Here is a 1,050-nt window from a genome sequence, read left to right as displayed (position 1 = left end):
GGCGTGGCCGGCAGCATCAGCGCGCCGCTGCCCAGCTGCGCGCCCTTGCCGATGACGGTGCCTTCGACGGGCACGGCCGAGGTCTGGCCGTTGTTGCCGTAGGCCGTGGTGTCGCGCGGCGGCACGGCGCCTTCGGCGAAGTGGTAGACCAACGTGTAGTCGGGGTCAAAGCTGCGCTGGCCATTGCCCGAGGCCGGGGCCTTCGGGTTGCCGTAGTACATCCACAGCTTCTGCGGCGTGCCGGCCGAAACGTTGGGCACATCGACCCAGATCAGCGCCATGCCCAGCAGCGGATCGAACTGCTCGATCTGGTGGTTCAGCACGGTCTTGTCGTCGGCTGCTACGAAGCGCAGGTCGGCACCGGTCTCGCTCACGCCCTCGAATTTGAAGTTGCCCGTGTGCAGGCGCACCAGCACCGGCATGCGTCCGGCATCGCTGCCAATGGCGCCGGCCTGCGGACCACCGTCGACGGTGACTGGCTTGCGGTAAGACCACTCGGCTTGCCACCAGGCGTGGGCCAGGCCCGGCAGGAGCGTGCTCAGCAGCGTGAGCACGATGAAAAGAATGCGGCGCATGACAGGGTTCTCCGGAAAGCTCGTGGGTGACAACGATGAAAAATGGAAGAAGAAAAAGGAGACGGCGGCTTGCGTGGATCAGTAGTTCGCGGTGAGGCTGAAATTCACGCGCGGGTCGTGCTTCTTCGTGCGCGGGCCGTCGGTGAGCGGGTAGCCGATATCGACGCGGCCCGCGAGGTACTGGCCAAGCTTGAAGGTGGTGCCCACACCGACCGAGTACAGCGAGAAGCGGTCTTCCTGCTCAGGCAGCGGGCTCTTCAGGCGCAGCCGCGCCGCATCGGCGAAGGCGTACACGCGCCAGTTCTCGACCGCGCTGCCGAGATAGGTCAGCGGCTGGCTGCGCAGCTCGACCGAGCCCACCACGCCGTAGTCGCCGGTGGCTGCGGCCGAGAGATAGCCGCGCACCGAGTTCATGCCGCCGCCGGCGATCTTCTCGCTGGACACCAATGACGAATCGGTCATCTTCCCGTTGAAG

At 66.1% G+C, this 1,050-nt stretch carries 2 protein-coding genes; both read right to left on the bottom strand.

From position 1 onward, the window contains the following. Window positions 1-575 (bottom strand): DUF2341 domain-containing protein (locus ACSFA2_RS25835; RefSeq protein ID WP_435458173.1); only part of this gene is annotated, 575 nt, incomplete at its 3' end. 78 nt (window positions 576-653) lie between these two features. Beyond that, window positions 654-1,050 (bottom strand): BamA/TamA family outer membrane protein (locus ACSFA2_RS25830; RefSeq protein ID WP_435458172.1); only part of this gene is annotated, 397 nt, incomplete at its 5' end.

Source organism: Variovorax cryoconiti, assembly GCF_051216395.1.
Taxonomy (GTDB): domain Bacteria; phylum Pseudomonadota; class Gammaproteobacteria; order Burkholderiales; family Burkholderiaceae_C; genus Variovorax.
The sequence above is the reverse complement of the archived record's forward strand: the minus strand, read 5'-3'. Positions and strand labels throughout refer to the sequence as shown.